The sequence below is a fragment of the Aliirhizobium sp. YIM B11859 genome (genome assembly GCF_057163345.1).
Genome location: NZ_JBXHAY010000004.1, coordinates 1 through 15,494 on the forward strand (window position 1 = coordinate 1; position 15,494 = coordinate 15,494).

General features: G+C 57.7%; 11 protein-coding genes. 6 read left to right on the plus strand and 5 right to left on the minus strand.

What is annotated here, in order from left to right; translation table 11 throughout:
- Positions 1-1,235 (plus strand): outer membrane protein assembly factor BamA (gene bamA / locus AC2GXZ_RS16495; protein WP_483760275.1); only part of this gene is annotated, 1,235 nt, incomplete at its 5' end.
- Between the two features lie 12 nt (positions 1,236-1,247).
- Here the strand turns inward: bamA and AC2GXZ_RS16500 are convergent.
- From AC2GXZ_RS16500 to AC2GXZ_RS16520, 5 genes are all read right to left on the minus strand, one after another.
- The gene (locus tag AC2GXZ_RS16500) at positions 1,248-1,565 is read right to left on the minus strand and encodes a MarR family transcriptional regulator (protein ID WP_483760846.1); all 318 of its coding nucleotides are present in this window, start codon (positions 1,563-1,565) and stop codon (positions 1,248-1,250) included.
- 124 nt (positions 1,566-1,689) lie between these two features.
- Positions 1,690-2,352 carry an outer membrane protein gene (locus AC2GXZ_RS16505; RefSeq protein WP_483760276.1) on the minus strand — a complete coding sequence of 221 codons (663 nt, stop codon included), beginning with the start codon at positions 2,350-2,352 and terminating at the stop codon, positions 1,690-1,692.
- Between the two features lie 557 nt (positions 2,353-2,909).
- Positions 2,910-3,794, minus strand: coding sequence for a MurR/RpiR family transcriptional regulator (locus AC2GXZ_RS16510; protein WP_483760277.1), 885 nt, complete (start codon positions 3,792-3,794; stop codon positions 2,910-2,912).
- Between the two features lie 89 nt (positions 3,795-3,883).
- Positions 3,884-6,082, minus strand: a complete 2,199-nt coding sequence (locus AC2GXZ_RS16515; RefSeq protein WP_483760278.1) for a TonB-dependent siderophore receptor — start codon at positions 6,080-6,082, stop codon at positions 3,884-3,886.
- A 430-nt stretch (positions 6,083-6,512) separates the two neighbouring features.
- Positions 6,513-8,729, minus strand: coding sequence for a TonB-dependent siderophore receptor (locus AC2GXZ_RS16520; RefSeq protein ID WP_483760279.1), 2,217 nt, complete (start codon positions 8,727-8,729; stop codon positions 6,513-6,515).
- Between the two features lie 335 nt (positions 8,730-9,064).
- On the opposite strand from AC2GXZ_RS16520, the gene AC2GXZ_RS16525 reads away from it, so the two are divergent.
- From AC2GXZ_RS16525 to AC2GXZ_RS16545, 5 genes are read left to right on the plus strand one after another with little or no spacing between them, the layout of a single operon-like run.
- The gene (locus tag AC2GXZ_RS16525) at positions 9,065-9,910 is read left to right on the plus strand and encodes an ABC transporter ATP-binding protein (protein ID WP_483760280.1); all 846 of its coding nucleotides are present in this window, start codon (positions 9,065-9,067) and stop codon (positions 9,908-9,910) included.
- Positions 9,907-10,944 carry a FecCD family ABC transporter permease gene (locus AC2GXZ_RS16530; RefSeq protein WP_483760281.1) on the plus strand — a complete coding sequence of 346 codons (1,038 nt, stop codon included), beginning with the start codon at positions 9,907-9,909 and terminating at the stop codon, positions 10,942-10,944. Before AC2GXZ_RS16525 ends, AC2GXZ_RS16530 begins: the two co-directional genes overlap by 4 nt.
- Positions 10,941-11,993, plus strand: a complete 1,053-nt coding sequence (locus AC2GXZ_RS16535; RefSeq protein ID WP_483760282.1) for a FecCD family ABC transporter permease — start codon at positions 10,941-10,943, stop codon at positions 11,991-11,993. Before AC2GXZ_RS16530 ends, AC2GXZ_RS16535 begins: the two co-directional genes overlap by 4 nt.
- Before the next feature lie 35 nt (positions 11,994-12,028).
- Positions 12,029-12,997, plus strand: coding sequence for an ABC transporter substrate-binding protein (locus tag AC2GXZ_RS16540; RefSeq protein ID WP_483760283.1), 969 nt, complete (start codon positions 12,029-12,031; stop codon positions 12,995-12,997).
- Positions 12,994-15,483: a PepSY domain-containing protein gene (locus tag AC2GXZ_RS16545; RefSeq protein ID WP_483760284.1), complete on the plus strand. Its 2,490-nt coding sequence runs from the start codon at positions 12,994-12,996 to the stop codon at positions 15,481-15,483. The genes AC2GXZ_RS16540 and AC2GXZ_RS16545 overlap by 4 nt, the downstream gene beginning before the upstream one ends.
- The last annotated feature ends 11 nt before the right edge of the window (positions 15,484-15,494 follow it).

Here is a 15,494-nt window from a genome sequence, read left to right on the forward strand (position 1 = left end):
TCATTCGCCGCGAGTTCGACTTCAGCGAAGGCGATGCCTTCAACCAGGAAATGATCACGCGGGCCAAGCGTCGCCTCGAGGCACTCGGTTACTTCACCTCCGTCAACGTCACGACGCAGCAGGGCAGCTCGCCCGACCGTGTTGTCATCGTCGTCGATGTCGAGGATCAGTCGACCGGTTCGTTCGGTATCGGTGCCGGTTACTCGGCCGGTGGCGACGGGTTGATCCTCGAGACCTCAGTGGAGGAAAAGAATTTCCTCGGACGCGGCCAATTTCTTCGAATTGCGGTGGGCGGAGGGCTCAACAATGCCCGTACCTATTCGCTGTCGTTCACCGAGCCTTATTTCCTCGGTTATCGTCTGGCGGCCGGTTTCGACATCTTTCGTAACGAAACGTCTGCGAACACTGACTACAGATATTCAGAGCAGGGGATCACGTTGCGCGTGGCGGCTCCGATCACCGAAGATCTGGCAACGACACTCCGCTACACTTACAAGGAGATCCAATACAGTAACGACGGTGCATATGGAGCTGATGGCCATCCATTCACAGCCGACGACAGATTGTCGGCGCCGTATGTCAATCTGATCGACCATGGCAGATACGTGCAGTCATCTGTTTCCCAGACGCTGACCTACAATACGCTCGACAGCCAGTCCCTGCCGCATGAGGGGACTTATGCAAGCTTCACACACGAGTTTGCGGGCCTCGGCGGGGATTCCCAGTTCTACAAATTGTCCGGCCGCGCCCGTTACTTCCATACGCTGTCGACCGAAGCCGACCTGATCGGGTCGCTGGCCGTCGGCGCCGGTCATGTCATGGGCACGGGCGACAACCTCAACGTCTTCGATCAGTTCACCATCGGCGGTCGCCAGATCCGTGGTTTCAAGAATGACGGCATAGGTCCACGTACCAGCGATCATGGAGACGCGCTGGGCGGTACGACCTACTTCAACGCTTCGGCTGAACTGTCTATGCCGATGCCGGCCGTTCCGCAGGATATCGGTCTTCGTCTGGCAGCCTTTGCCGATGCCGGTACGCTTTACGGCAACGATGTCGACAAGCTCGGCTCGGCGGTCGAAGGCACGGGCATGTCCCTGCGTGCGTCGGTCGGTGCGGGTGTGATGTGGGCTTCGCCGTTCGGTAACCTGCGCTTCGATTACGCAATTCCTGTCGTCAAGGAAGACTTCGACAAACCTCAACAATTCCACTTCAGCATGGCGAACCAGTTCTAACAGTGTCTTGTCTTAGTTCGGCGCGTCAATCCTGTTCACCAGATAAGCACGCTTGCCCCGTTTTGCCTCCGGGTTGATCCGTAACTCAACGAGGCCATCGGCGACGAGCTCGTTTATCGCCCGATAGGTCAAGGTATCGGATATCCCGGTTTTGTTCGCTATTTCGGGAATGCGGGAGCCGTTGCCGCCCCGCTTAAGGTATCCGATCACCCTTTGCTGTCGAACTTCCGACGGGTGCAGCGCGCGGGGAAGCTGCCGACCGGCATCCGTTGCAACATATCGCCCTTCAGACGATCGCTGAACAAGGCCTCCAAGTTCAAGGACACGCATGGTCGAGCGGTCACTGCCGGTTGGCCTGAATCCATTGGCCGCCCGTGAAAGCTGCAGAAGCTTTTCCTGTCTTCGCGTGATCACGCCCGGAGCACCTTTTCGTCATCTTGGGTGGTCACGCCGGTCAGAAGTGCAGCGCGACGCCGAGATTGACGGCATTTGTCAAAATCCGGGTTTTCAACGTATCGCCACTGTCGATGGATACGTCGTTTACAAAGCTGTAGTTGCCCTTGTACTCGACAAAGGTCGACCACCGCTTGCTGATCCGGTAATCTATGCCAGCTTGTGCCTGCAGGGTCAGGCCGCCAAATTCGTAGTCCGATGTATTGCCGGATGAACGGGTCACTTCGACATGCGGGATATTGATGCCGGCACCGGCCCCCAGATAAGGGGTCCATCGCCGACTGGTGTCCTGGAAACGGTACAAGCCGTTTACCGTCAAAAGGTTGAGGCCGTCGGTAAACTCGAAATGGCTCCAGCCCGGCGTATTGCCCAGTTTGCCGTAGACCTTTGCATGGGTATAATCCAGGCTTATTCCCCAGTTGGATTTCGCAAAATCATCCAGCCAGTAGGTCGCGCGGAAACCATAATAAGGGGGGCTGGCAAACGACTTGCCTTGCCAAACCGGATCGAAATCTGCTCCGTCAGAGGTCTTTACATTGCTTCCTGTAGCACCCTGCACGCCGCCGTAGATCGAAAGCTGCGTTTCGGCCGATGCTTCGCCGGCAATTGCCAAGGCGGATGAGATGATCATCGACGCCAGAAACCCGCGTAGTGACACGATCATGAAAATAGCCTTCTGAACATATTCAGGTTGAAGCCATTTCTTGGTTTCCTGACAGGAAACTTAACGCTCGACGGTGTCGACGAATTTTCCCTTGGGTACAGAATATCGGCGCGACAGGTGCGGTAAGTCCGACACAGTTACAGATACCTGTTCGCCAAATGGCTTGCAGTTTCACCCGGACAAGGATCGTTGCTATCTGAAGCTTCGGCATGGGGTGGCCGACTTCATCCTCTCAGAAATCTCGTCATTGGCGCCGATAACCCGGAGCCGGTATCATCGACGCTGATGACAATCCCGGTCGGCGTATTGCTGACCGTGAGATTTCCAGTCTCCTTCCGGTCTAAATTCAGACTGTGGTCGATCAGTTGCCGTCGCCTCGAAAACAAGGCTGGGATCTCCGGATATAATCGGCATCACGTTCAGCTTGAGCGAAAGCTGCCGTGATGATCATGCGACGACGGCCGAAGCGCTGAAATAGCCACCCCATGGCAAAACTGCGGCCAGGCCGACCGGTGAACCGGCGATGCTGATCGTAAATCCGGGCATCGCGCCACGCGCTAAAATTTCCGATTTTTCTTTCGGACGGATGCGTAAAATTGATTAAGGCGACGGAGGGACTTCGTCGATCGATCTGCACTCACTGTCGATAGCCCAAGCACGATTGTCTCGAGATACATCATTATGGCTCCATGAAGCGGAAACCGGTCTGCTCGCCCGCGGGGCGCCAAGATTGTTATCGCCGCTGCGTCCCTGAAAGCAGGAGCTTTGGTTGCGGATAGCAAGATGATCGGCACATTCAGCCTGATTGCCTCATTCACAGCAGTCGCCCCTTCCCGGTGGGCACTACCTTGGACCATCATGATCATTACGTCGCCTTGCTGCATGGAGAGAAGCTGTTCTCCTATGCCAATGCCGGTCTTGTTTAGACAATAGGATGGAAAACCACTGCGCTCGAGGAGGCGCGCCGCGTATTCGGCGAGGATTCCGGAAGCGCCTATGCCGAAAACCGCGATGCGATTTGCTGCACGAAGAATGCCGACAGCTGCAACGATTGATGCACGCCCTTCGTCGCTTATCAGGCACTGCGTTGCTTCGGTATGGCTTTCGGCGACATAGGATATCGCAGCGTCAAGATCTGTATTGAGATCCTGGGTGGTTGCCTCCATCTTGTCCGCCGAAGACAGCGTTTCCACTCCCGCAGCGCGCAATTCCGCCTTGAGGTCGCGTAACCCTTCAAAGCCGAGAGCTTGCACCGCACGGATGACGGTAGCATCCGATGTATCGGTCTGCGCGGCGATTTCGAGCGCAGATAGGGATAACACGTGTTCACTGTTGTCTTTGATGTAGAGAGCTACCGCCTTCAATCCGGGGGAAAGCTGTTCGAGACGAGCCGAAAGACGTTCACCGAGACGATCCAACGGTCTTTTTGCAATTCGCTTCATTGCCGCCCTGTTTGCCTGTCGGTCCAAAAGAATCTGTCGCCTGCCTGGCTTGCAAGGCGACAGAAATGTGTAGCGCGGACAGACCGTTACTAGAAGTCCATGCGCACTGAAAGCGATGCTTCGAATGGTTCGCCGATCTGGTTGCCGAGGTTTGAGGCATAGATCGATGAAGTGTAGTAGGTCTTGTTGAAGATATTCTTCAGGTTGAGCTGGAACGTCACCGGCCGCTCCGCCTGTATCGTATAGGCCGCAAAAGCGTCCGCCAGCACATAACCAGGGAGGAAATATGCGTTGCTGTAAACACCTGCCCGTTTGCTCCTGCCGCGCACGCCGCCGCCAACCTTGAGCGTGTTTTCTGTTCCGAAGACCTCGCCGAAATCATAGGTGAGATAGAGAGATGCGGTGTGTCTGGCGACATTGACCGGCCGCTTGCCGGCGTATTCAACATCTTCGATGATCTTCGCGTCGGTATAACCGTAGCTGGCGATCATGCTCAAATTATCGGTCAGCGAGCCGGCAACATCGAATTCAAAACCCTGCGAACGGACATGGCCTGCGGTACGGGCGATCGTTTCGCCGGCTGGATCGATCTCGTTATAAAGCACGTTTTTCTTGTCGATACGGAACAGGGCAGCTGTCGCGGTAACCCCGCCAAACAGCTCGAACTTGGTGCCGATTTCGTACGACACGCCCTCTTCCGGCGGCAGTTCGCCGATATAGGAGGCAATCGATGTCTGCGGCATGAAGGACGTCGCCACGTTGCCGTAGAGCGACCATGTCGGGCTCATCTTGTAGACGATGCCGGCACGCGGGGTGACCTCGAAACCATTGGCATCTGTGCCAACCTTGAAGGGGCGGCCTCTGCCGGCATATTGCGTGTAATATTGAAACGTCATGCCGCCAACCAGGATCAGATCGTCGGTCAGATGGAGGGAGTCCTGCGCGTAGGCTGTGTAGAGTTTCTGCTGGATGGTCTGATCGCTGTCCGATGCGACAACCGTCGTGCATTTCGGCAGTGTGCCGTAGACGGGGTCGTAGATATTGATGGAGTCCTCCACCGTTTTGCATCGTATCATGTCCGAGCGCAGGAGATCGTAGTAGCTGTAGCTGGCGCCGAGCAATATCTCGTTCTTGTAGCCGGCGATGTCGACATCTCCGACCACATCGGCCCGCAACGCGTGCTGGAACTGTACCGAGCCGTCAGTCGCGTCTGCCCGCCGATCGACATTGCCGGAGACCGGATCGTAGGACATGATGCGGGCCTGATTGTCCGAATATCTGTCTCGGCTGTAATTGTAATCGAAGCGCAGCTTCCAATCGTCGCTGAGATTGTGTTCGACATTGAGGCTGACGAGGTCCGAATCGCCCTTTGTGACATTGTAGGGCTCAGTGAACTGGATCTCAGGATCCGTCGTCACGGCGTGACCGGTGGTCAGATCGAAAATCTGACCACGATCGAACGGCTGTATATAACTGCGATGGCTATACATCAGATTGACGGTGGTGTCTTCGCCGTACCATGCAAGCGACGGGGAAAGCAGCCATTGCTCGGTCTTGCCGTAATTTCGCCAGTAGTCGACATTTTCGTATGATCCGATGAGTCGATAGGCGAAGTCCGTGTCGCCGATTGGCCCGGTCAAGTCGAGCTGCGTCGATCCGCCGCCGAAGCTGGAGCCCGTTGTCGATACAGAGCCGCCGAATTCCTGTTTTGGCCGCTTGGTGATGACATTGATCACACCGCCCGGCTCCTGGATGCCGTAGAGGGCTGACGACGGGCCTTTGAGGACTTCGACACGATCCGTCGTGGCGTTGAAACTGCGTGGCAGAACCGTGCGCAGGCCGTTGGTCAATACCGATCCGTCGCGGTTGTCGCCGAAGCCGCGTCGGATGAAGGCATCCTGCGAGCCTGCAAGCGTATTCGTCTGGTTGATGTTGCTGACATTGTTCAGCACGTCGTCGAGCGATTTGGCGCTCTGATCCTTTATCACTTCGCCACTGACCACGTTGACGGCCTGGGGAATATCCAGGATCGGCGCGGTGCCGCGCATGGCCGAGCTGTTTTCAACCGGCTGATAGCCGTTTGTCTCTCCGTCTCCAGACGTCGTTATGACAATCGGCGTAAGTGCCGTATCCGATGCGGCGGCCTTTGCCTTTTGATCTTGGTCGACGGATTGCGCTGTTGCGCTTTCCTGCCCGGTCGCGTTGCCCGTCCCCATCGCGAGCCCGATCATCACGGCTGACGCCAGCGTGCCGTATTTGTCGAAGCGCCTGCCCCTGTTCTTATCCATTGAAGTGCCCCCTAGATGCGACAAGAATGTAGTTGAAGCAAATAGACAAACATGAATGTAGTAGTCAACTTAAGATTTTTTGATGCGCTGAAATGCACGGATACGAGTATCCGACTGAAGTGCCGGTGTAATCCTGAATAAGTTTTTTGCATGAATTCGGCGTAGAACCCTATCGTCAGTGGATCACCCATGTCTTGGCGATGGAGATGTGCCGATTTGGAAACTGGTTGTCACAATTCGACGTTTGCTACATTATCTGTGAGTGTAGTGGCGTAAAGCGGCATGACAGTGGGCGCCGATATTTTCTCTCGCGCCGTGTTGCGAGTGAGGGAGAGCTTTACCGACAACGGAAAAATGCCGCAGTGAAGACTGCGGCAGCAATTTTTACAGGTTGAGGGAACAGTCCCCCGCCACAAATCCGGCCTGAACCTCAGAACGACATCTTCACTGACAATGAGGCCTCGAACGGATTGCCGATCTGGTTTCCAAGATAGGCGCCGGCCGTATACAAAGATGATGTGTAATAGGTTTTGTTGAAAAGGTTCTTCAGGTTCAACTGGAAGGCGATCGGACGCTTTGTCTGAAGCGTATAAGTCGCGAAGGCATCAGCCGCCACGTAGCCGGGCAGGTAATAGTCGTTGCCGTAATTGCCCGGAGCCTTGCTGCGTCCGCGAACGCCCGCGCCAACCTTGAGCGTATTGTCGCCAAATACCTCGCCAAAATCATACGTGAGATAAAGCGATCCGGTATGTCGCGCGACATTGGCAAGGTTTTTGCCCTGATACTGTGCGTCCTCGACCACTTCGTTGTCGTTATAGCTGTAGCTGGCAATCATGCTCAGATTGTCGGTTAGCGAGCCGGCAATGTCGAATTCGAAGCCCTGCGACATGACTTTGCCCGAGGTATTCGAAATGCTGGTCGTGGTGCCATCCGCGTTGTTTATCGTCTCGTTGTAGAGAACGTTTTTCTTGTCGATGCGATAAAGCGCGGCTGTGGCCGTGAGCCCGCCAAACAGTTCGAATTTGGCGCCGACCTCATAGGATTTGCCGGTTTCAGGCGGAAGCTCTCCGATCACGTCGGCAATGGATGATTGCGGCATGAAGGAGCTTGCATAGGTCGCATAGAGCGACACATCAGGCGTGATCTTGTAGACGACGCCTAGGCGCGGGGTGACTTCAAAACCTTCGGCATCGGTTGCGACGATGAACGGGCGTCCCTTGCCCGCATACTGATTGTAGTGCTGCAGCGTCAGGCCGCCGATCAGAATCCACTGATCGTTGAGATGCAGTGCATCCTGGACATATGCGGTAAGTGATTTTTGCTGGATTGTCTGATCGCTGTCTGCCGCGCTGACGGTCGTGCATTTCGGCAATGTGCCGTAGACCGGGTCATAGATGTTGAAGCCGCTGACGGCCTTGCAGCGGATCATGTCCGACCTCAACAGATCGTAGTCGGTGTAGTTGGCGCCGATGAGAAGATCGTTTTCGAAGCCGGCAATTTCCACATCGCCCTGTAGATCCATCCTTACTGCATGCTGCTTCTGCGTGGAATCGTTGGTCGAGTCCGCCCTGCGGCTCAAATCACCCGTTTCCGGATCATAAGACATGATGCGTGCTTGATTGTCGGAATAGACATCCTGGCTGTAATTATAGTCCAGCCGAAGCTTCCATTCGTTCGAAAGATCGCGTTCCACATTGACGCTGAAAAGGTCGGAGCGTCCGTCGGTGATGTTGTAGTCTTCTGTGAACTGGGTTTCGGGGTCGGTAGTAACCGGCTTGCCCGTGTTTTTATCGAAAATCTGTCCGCGATCGAACGGCAACAGATAGTCGCGATGCGTGTAGGAGATGTTGACCGAGGTATCCTCTCCTTTCCAGGAAAGCGATGGCGAAATCAGCCACTGTTTGGTTTTGCCGTAATTGCGCCAGTAATCGACGTGTTCGTAGGAGCCGATCAGGCGATAGGCGAAGTCGGTGCCTTCGATCGGGCCGGTCACGTCGAGCTGGGTCGAACCACCGCCGAAACTGGAGCCCGTCGCTGTGATGGAGCCGCCGAATGTCTGCTGCGGCTTCTTGGTGATGACGTTGATGACGCCACCGGGCTCCTGAATGCCGTAAAGCGCCGAGGATGGCCCTTTCAGAACTTCGACGCGATCGGTTGTCGCGTTGACGCTGCGCGGCAGAACGGTGCGAAGGCCATCGGTCAGCACCGAGCCGTCGATTTTTTCACCGAAACCACGACGCATGACCGCATCCTGCGTGCCGCCCAGAGTGTTGGCCTGGTTGATGCTGCTGACATTGTTCAGAACGTCGTCCAGCGTCTTGGCAGCCTGGTCCTCGATAACCTTGTCGCTGACGATATTGATGGCTTGCGGGATATCCAGAAGTGGCAGGTTGGTGCGGGTGGCCGAAGTATTGGCGAGAGGCTGATAGCCCTTGGTTTCGTCGTCGCCGCTGCCAGATACGACGATCGGCGCGAGTGTAGTATTCGACGATGTTGCTTCTGTCGTTGCGCGACCCGTTTTGACAACCTGTTTCGGTTTGGCGTCAATGTTTTGTTCTTGAGCGGCCGCCGCAGTCGCCAATCCGATAACGACCAGCGTGGCAAGCATGCTCGACCCCTGGAGCAGGCGGCGTTTGGTGGCATTCATAATATGGACCCCGATGCACTGAAAATGTAGCGAGGTCATAATCAAACATGAATGTAGTAGTAAACTTTATTTCACGGCTCCGAATTTCATCACTATGAATTTGCAACTCAAGCGACAGAACCGCAACCACGCAAAGCCGGAATTGGTCCGTGTTTGGCGAAAACTGTTGCAGGCCTGCCGCAATAAGCGTTTTTCGACGGACGTGGATGCTCTGCTGCGAAATTACCGTCCACACCAAAACTTGACTACTACATTCAATAAAACGATGTAATGGGCGGACATCGCGACAACTAGCACGGATCGCGATACTGAAAGCATGTAAAGGTCATCAGGCCATGACGCCCCAAGACAATCATGGCGACAATGATGTGACATTTTCGATGTCGTCCGCTCTCACCATGGACAACATCAGCGCTGGCTACGGAACCAATGTTGTCCTGGAAAACATCTGCGCCTCTCTGCCGCGTGGTGGAATGCTGGCGCTTGTCGGGCCCAATGGCTCAGGAAAGTCGACCTTGCTGGCGACCATCGCGCGATTGATCAAGCCGACTGGCGGGCAAGTTCTCCTCGACGGCAAGTCCGTCCATCGTCTTGCTACCCGAGAACTGGCGCGCAGGCTTGGTATCCTGCCGCAAAACCCGACCTTGCCGGAGGGGCTACGGGTTTTCGACCTGGTCGCGCGTGGCCGGTTTCCACACCAGGGCCTCTTCAAGCAATGGAGCGAAGCGGACGAAGCGGCGATCGAGGCGGCAATGCGCATGACCGACACGCTGCAGTTCGCGGACCGGCAGGTCGACGATCTTTCCGGCGGCCAGCGGCAGCGCTGCTGGATCGCCATGGCAATGGCGCAGGAAACCGAGATCATCCTTCTAGACGAGCCGACGGCTTTTCTGGATATGCGCTACCAGGTCGAAATCCTCGATCTTCTGCACCGCCTCACGCGCGAAAATGGCCGTACGGTGGTGGTGGTGCTGCATGACCTGAATTGCGCGATCACCTATGCCGACCAGATATTGTTCCTCAAACAGGGGCGTCTCGCCTCCGATGCGCTTGCCCCTGCCAACTGCACGCCAGCACTTATTTCGGATGTTTTCGATGTCGAGGTTGTGGTCGCGCAGCATCCGCAGACCGGGCGTCCCTTTGTGATGCCGGTCAGCGCCCGGACGGAAAAACCGCGATGAGAAGCGTTTCCATCCGCAGCGGAATTCGCGAATCCTCGATGTTGCGCCGAATCGCGACGGCCTTCGTGGGGACAACGCTCCTGCTTGTTGTGCTGGCCATCGTCCATATCGGGGTAGGGGCCAAATTTGTGGGGCCGCAGACGGTGGTGTCGGCTCTGTTTTCCTATGACCCTACCAACCTCACACACAAGATCATTGTCGATCTGCGCCTGCTGCGCTTGCTGAGCGGTATCACTGTCGGTGCAGCCCTTGGTGTTGCGGGTGCGCTGCTCCAATCCATCGCCCGCAATCCTATGGGAGAGCCGCACATTCTCGGTCTCAATGCAGGCGCCGCATTTGCAGTGGTGCTGGTGACTGCGCTTGGAAGCACGATGCTTACGGGGCCGCTTGCCCGTCCGCTGGTTGCTGCGATCGGCGCGGCCACGGTGTTCTGCCTCGTCGTTTCCATGGCATCCGCTGGCCGCAGCGGCCTGACGCCAATCAACGCAACACTCTGCGGTATCGCCTTTTCCGCCTTCGCATCGTCCCTGACAGCCGCCGTCCTCATCATGGACGAGCAGACACTCATGGAGTTGAGGATCTGGCTTGCGGGCGATCTTGCCGGGTTGACCTATCAGGCGCTTGCCTATGCGGCCGGATCGGTCGTGGTGGGGTTTGCCGCCTCGATGCTGCTTGCACCCTATCTGAATGTTCTGGCACTTGGAGACAAGGTGGCGACCGGGCTCGGGGTATCCGTCGCGATGGTGCGGGCCGGTGGTCTGGTCTGTGCCGCGTTGCTGTCGGGGGCAGCCGTCTCGCTCGCCGGACCGGTCGGGTTCATCGGTCTCGTGGTTCCGCACATCCTGCGTCCCGTCGTCGGCAACGATATCCGTGTCCTGCTGCCGCTCTGCGCCATCGGGGGGGCCGCACTTCTTCTGGCCGCCGATATCGCAGCCCGCACACTCGTGGCTCCGCAGGAATTGGCGACCGGCGTGATGACGGCCATCGCCGGAGCGCCGGTCTTCATCTATCTGGCAAGCCGGAGCTACCGATGAGTGATCTGTTGCAGAAAGTCGGCTATCGCAGCGTCTCGATCGCCGGTGCCTCGTTCCTGCTGCGGCCGCGTATCCTGCTTGCCTGCCTGCTGCTGGCGATGGTTGTGCTCGCCGTGGCGCTCGCATCGCTGCCTGGCGGCAGTTTCGATCTGCCACTGCCCGATCTTGTCCGCACTGTCTTCGAGCCCGACGCTGCGAGTGCGCAACATCGCTATATTGTCTGGGATATTCGTCTGCCGCGTATTCTGATTGCCATTTTAAGCGGTGCCATGCTCGGCCTGTCCGGTGCCGCCATGCAATCCATCACCCGTAACGGGCTCGCTGATCCGGGCCTTATCGGCGTGAAGGAAGGGACGGCCGTCATGGTGCTGTCCCTCATCATTCTGTTTCCTCAGAGCGCGGTACTGTGGCGCCCTGTCGCTGGCATGCTGGGCGGGCTGTTCGTGGCGGTCCTAGTCATCGCGCTTGCCAGGGACATGTCGAAGGTGCGCTTCATCCTGATCGGCATCGGTGTCTCGTGGTTCTTTTCGGCAGGGCTTGCCGTCTTCATGACGACCGCAAACATCCGTGATGTGCAGACGGCGATGGTCTGGCTTTCAGGTAGCCTGCATTCAGCCACCTGGCCGTTGGTGATGGTCGCCTTTACCTGGTTGATCGTTGGCGCGACGCTGCTTTATGGCACTTCCCGCGCTTCCGATGTCGTGCTGCTCGGCAGCGAGACAGCGGTCGGTCTCGGTGTGCGGCTGAGGACCATTTCCTTCGTTCGCTTCGCAGGTCCGGTGCTCCTGACGGCCGCGAGTGTTTCCTGCGTCGGCAGCCTGGGTTTCGTCGGGCTGATCGCTCCGCACATGGCCCGTTTCCTGATCGGCGGAAACCAGGCGGCGCTGCTGACATCAAGCGCGTTGACGGGATCGGCCCTCGTCCTGATCGCCGACACGATCGGCCGGTTGGCTTTCGCGCCACTGCAGATACCGGCCGGCATCGTCATGTCGGTTCTGGGTGTTCCGTTTTTCCTCCTGCTCCTGTGGCAAAGGAGGGATCGGCTCTGATGATTTTGAAACCCCGTATCAATGTGAGAGAAATCATGAGGGTATCCCGCTTCAGCCTCGCGCTTGCCGCTCTGATGCTCCTGTCCGGTCTCGGGCCGGTCGCAGCAGAGGAGATGCGCAGCTTCGTTGACGATCTTGGTCGCGACGTGCAGGTTCCGGTCCATCCAAAACGCATCGTCTCCCTGCACGATCTAGACATAACCATCCCGCTGATCGAGCTGGGTGTGCCGCCTGTCGCGAGCCACGGCCGCACTGCACTTGACGGGCGCCATTTCCTGCGGTCGAGCGCGCTCCTGACAGGGGTCGATTTCGACAATTCCGACATCAAGTTCATCGGCACCGCGAATATCGATATCGAGGCGCTTGTCGCGGCTAAGCCGGACCTGATCATCACCGAACCGTCGCGGGATACCCCGATCGAGCAACTGGAAAAGATCGCCCCGACAGTCAGCATAGACCATCTGATCGGTAGTGCGCCGCGTATCTATGCCAGGCTTGCCGAACTCACCGATACGCAGGACAGGCTGGCGATCCTGGAACGACGCTACAAGGAGCAGATCGAACAGCTCAAGCATGTCGTGGATACAGGATCGACGACCGTCTCGGTCATCCAGGCCACGAAGGGCAAGGTCACGGTCCACCATACGTACCGAACGCTTGGCCGGGTACTGCGCGATGCAGGTTTCAAATTTCCCGAGCTCGTCGACAGCATTCCTGACGGAGAGCGCATGGACGTCAGCGCCGAGCGGCTGCCCGAACTTGATGCGGATTTCGTGTTTGATACCTATCGCTCCGACGGCGGCGGCAAACCGGCGGATGAGATTGCGGAAATGGAGAAAGTCCTGCCTGGCTACTGCCAGTTCCTCAAGGCATGCCGGGAAGGTCGTTATATCCTTCTTTCACGCGAGGAGACGATCACCAACTCCTTCGGTGCGTTGAGCCTGATGGTCTCGGCGGTCCAATCGCATATAGGTGGTCGGCCGATGCCTGAAGCCAAGCGATGAGCGACAGCGTCGAAGATCGTTCGGCATTGGCGATTGGCGTCCGATCAGGCCGCGGATGGCGCGTTTCGCCGCGCAGAGCGATTTTCCTCGTTCATTGGTTGCTTGGCATAAGCCTCGGCCTCGTACTCGCATTCATGGGCGTGACCGGCGCGACGATGAGTTTCGAGGACGAAATCATGAATGCGCTGAGCCCGCACGCGCGGGTGACTGTTGCTGCCGAAGCGCCGTTGTCGGTGGACGAGCTGCTTGCGATCGTGCGCGACCGCCTGCCGAACGACAGGGTTAGCGCATTGCAGGTCGAGGGCGAGCCGGCCCATGCCTATACGATCACGGTTCTTCGCCGCCCGGCAGATGGCGGCCGAAATCCGCGTATCTTCGTCAACCCATATACTGGCGAGCTGTTGGGAGAGGCGACCGGAGCGGAGTTTTTTGCCCGCATACGCACGCTGCACCGCTATCTGACGGGGTCAGGCACGAGTAATGATGTCGGCCGCCATATTACCGGTGCAGCTGCCATCGCCGTTGTTTTCTTCGCCGTTTCCGGCCTCTATCTGCGCTGGCCGAAGCGACCGCTCGACTGGCGCTCATGGTTCCGGCTCGACTTCAGCTTGCGCGGTCGCGCCCTGTTTCGCGGCCTTCACAGCATTATCGGCAGTTGGCTGGCGATCTTCTACGTCACTAGCGCGCTTTCCGGTCTCTGGTGGTCCTATGACTGGTATCGCAGCGGCGTAATCTGGCTGCTCTCCAACGACACCGAGCAGACAGAACCCAGGAGGCCGAAGCCCGCCGATCCCCGCGCGGCGGGAACAGAGGAAAAAGCAAAGCAGCAGCAGGATCCGATATCCCTGCAAATTTCCTTAAACGCTGTTCGCAGCCTGTATGGTGATCAGCTTTCCAGCGTGATCCTGATCATTCCCCAGCCGGGAAAGCAGGTTCGTGCCCGCGTTCTGACCCAGAATGCCCCGAATGACCGGGCTCTTGACGACCTGCAGATCGAGCCGAAATCGGGCAAGGTCATCACGCGCACGTTATATGATGACCTGAATGTTGGCGAATGGATCATTGCCAGCATGGATCCTATCCATACGGGCATTGCCTTCGGTCCGCTCTGGCGGGTCATGAGCCTGATTGCAGCGCTGGGTCTGCCATTTTTTGCCGTGACCGGCATCATTCTCTATATCGACCGCCGCAGAAGTGCGAAGGTCAGCATCGCTTTCGCGGCGCCGCTGGAAAGCCGTAATCAGCCAAGCCTTGCAGGGCCGTTGATCGTCTATGCGTCGCAAACGGGGGCCGCAGAGCGGCTGGCCAGAAATGCGTTTGATGATTTTCGCGCTGCTGGCGTGGACGCGCGGCTGGCGGCGATCGGCGAAATCGATCTCGACAGGCTTGCTGCTGAAAGGCAGGTTCTCTTTGTCGCCAGCACCTGTGGTGACGGACATGCGCCTGATGGAGCACGTCGTTTCGAACGGCAGGTCATGACTGCGGCGCGTCGTTTTTCCGACCTTGACTACGGCGTTCTCGCGCTTGGAGATCGTCGCCATGCGGATTATTGCGCCTTCGGAAGAAGGCTGGATGCGTGGCTGTACGAGAGCGGTGGACGCGCGATTTTCGATCGCATTGACGTTGATGCCCATGATCCGGGATCGCTTTCTCTCTGGCAACGCCACATCGAAACACTCGGCGCTGCGTGCCGTGCTGTCGACATCAGTCGTAAGGGATTTCTAACTTTTCTGCTGACCGGACGCTGTCACTTGAACCCTGGAAGCGCCGGCTTGCCGGTATTTCGCATCCGTCTTTCGCCTGAAAGCGGCAGATGCGGATGGATGCCCGGCGACATCGCAGAGATCGTACCGGGCACGGCGGCCGCAGCCCATGCCGACGATGCACCCTTGCGCGAATATTCGATCGCATCGATCAAAGAGAGCGGTACGCTCGACCTCGTCGTGCGGCAGGTGCGTGATCCGTCGGGCGGGCTCGGAATAGGATCCGGCTGGCTGACAGAGGAGCTCGTCATGGGCGATGCCATCCATCTTCGCATTCGCCGGAACGGCAATTTCCATCCGCCACCGCTCGACCGGCCGATGGTCCTCATCGGCAATGGCACCGGCATCGCGAGCTTGTATGCCCATATCGCCCATCGCGCAGCCGAACAGGCGGCGGAAAGCTGGCTGTTTTTCGGCGAGCGCAATCACGATGCCGACTTCCTGCTTCGGGATGATCTGGAGAGGCTGCGTGCGGAAGGCGCACTCGCGAGGATCACAACTGCGTTCTCGCGCGATCAGCAGCAACGGATCTATGTGCAGCAGCGCCTTCGACAGCACGCTGAAGAGCTGTGCGGCTGGGTTGATCGCGGGGCGGCGATCTATGTCTGCGGCAGCAGCGACACAATGGCTCCGGCCGTCGACGAAACGCTTCGAAGCGTACTCGGCGAGCCCCGCATGACGTTACTTCACGCGCAGGGCCTCTATCGGCGAGACATTTACTGAATTTGAAACAG

Excerpts from the sequence above, each read along its gene's own strand:
- AC2GXZ_RS16500 (WP_483760846.1), bottom strand. The coding sequence starts at position 1,565 with ATGCGTGTCCTTGAACTTGGAGGCCTTGTTCAGCGATCGTCTGAAGGG.
- AC2GXZ_RS16505 (WP_483760276.1), bottom strand. The coding sequence starts at position 2,352 with ATGATCGTGTCACTACGCGGGTTTCTGGCGTCGATGATCATCTCATCC.
- AC2GXZ_RS16510 (WP_483760277.1), bottom strand. The coding sequence starts at position 3,794 with ATGAAGCGAATTGCAAAAAGACCGTTGGATCGTCTCGGTGAACGTCTT.
- AC2GXZ_RS16515 (WP_483760278.1), bottom strand. The coding sequence starts at position 6,082 with ATGGATAAGAACAGGGGCAGGCGCTTCGACAAATACGGCACGCTGGCG.
- AC2GXZ_RS16520 (WP_483760279.1), bottom strand. The coding sequence starts at position 8,729 with ATGAATGCCACCAAACGCCGCCTGCTCCAGGGGTCGAGCATGCTTGCC.
- AC2GXZ_RS16525 (WP_483760280.1), top strand. The coding sequence starts at position 9,065 with ATGACGCCCCAAGACAATCATGGCGACAATGATGTGACATTTTCGATG.
- AC2GXZ_RS16530 (WP_483760281.1), top strand. The coding sequence starts at position 9,907 with ATGAGAAGCGTTTCCATCCGCAGCGGAATTCGCGAATCCTCGATGTTG.
- AC2GXZ_RS16535 (WP_483760282.1), top strand. The coding sequence starts at position 10,941 with ATGAGTGATCTGTTGCAGAAAGTCGGCTATCGCAGCGTCTCGATCGCC.
- AC2GXZ_RS16540 (WP_483760283.1), top strand. The coding sequence starts at position 12,029 with ATGAGGGTATCCCGCTTCAGCCTCGCGCTTGCCGCTCTGATGCTCCTG.
- AC2GXZ_RS16545 (WP_483760284.1), top strand. The coding sequence starts at position 12,994 with ATGAGCGACAGCGTCGAAGATCGTTCGGCATTGGCGATTGGCGTCCGA.